1 protein-coding gene is annotated in these 1,110 nt (G+C 63.6%); it reads right to left on the bottom strand.

Annotated features, from left to right (window positions below):
• Window positions 1-1,059: IS630 family transposase (locus ACWD6N_RS37780; protein WP_450006772.1), on the bottom strand; the 1,059-nt coding region annotated here is incomplete at its 3' end.
• Between the last annotated feature and the right edge of the window lie 51 nt (window positions 1,060-1,110).

Here is a 1,110-nt window from a genome sequence, read left to right on the forward strand (position 1 = left end):
TCGGGCGAGTGATTCGAGGATCTCTTCTGCGGTCTTGGTCCAGATGAACGGTCGCGGATCGTTGTTCCAGGTGGCGATCCAGGAGCGGATGTCGGCTTCGAGTGCTTGGACGCTCTTGTGGGTGCCGCGGCGGATCTTCTGGTCGGTGAGGAAGCCGAACCAGCGTTCGACCTGGTTGATCCAGGACGAGCCGGTCGGGGTGAAGTGCATGTGGAAGCGTGGGTGTTTCGCGAGCCAGGCCCTGACGGCGGGGGTTTTGTGGGTGCCGTAGTTGTCGCAGACGAGGTGCACGTCGAGGTCGGCCGGGACGGTCTTGTCGATGGTGATCAGGAATTTTTTGAACTCGATCGCGCGGTGCTGGCGGTGCAGTTCGCTGATGACGGTGCCGTCGGCGATGTCGAACGCGGCGAACAGGCTGGTGATGCCGTTGCGGTGGTAGTCGTGGGTTCGCCGTTCGGGCATGCCCGGCATCATCGGCAGGACCGGTTGCGAGCGGTTAAGTGCCTGGATCTGGGATTTCTCGTCCACGCAGAGCACTACGGCCCGTTCGGGCGGGTGGTGATAGAGCCCGACGACGTCGACGACTTTTTCGATGAACTGCGGGTCGGTGGACAGCTTGAACGTGTCGGCCCGGTGCGGCTTGAGGCCGAAGTCGCGCCAGATCCGGCCGATCGTCGACTTCGACAGCCCAGACTTCGCGGCCATTGAGGTCCGGGACCAGTGCGTGGCGTTACGCGGTGTCTGCTCAAGGGTGGCGACGACCACCTCTTCGACCTTGTCCAAGGCGATTGACGGAGGCCGGCCGGGACGCTGTTCATCGATCAACCCGTCGAGGCGTTCGACCAGGAACCGACGCCGCCATTTACCCACAGTGGACAGGTGAACACCCAGGGCCGTTGCCACATCGGTGTTCGAGGCGCCCTCGGCGCACGCCAGGATGATCCGGGACCGCATCGCGAGAACCTGCGAAGACTTCGCCCGACGCGACCAGCGGGTCAGCGTCGTGCGTTCCTCGTCGGTCAACACCAGCGGTGCGGTAGGGCGCCCGGTTCGTGCCATCACCTCACCCTACACCAACTTATTAGGCGAATTTCCGGCGCAGGACACTAG

The organism is Micromonospora sp. NPDC005163 (assembly GCF_053599835.1).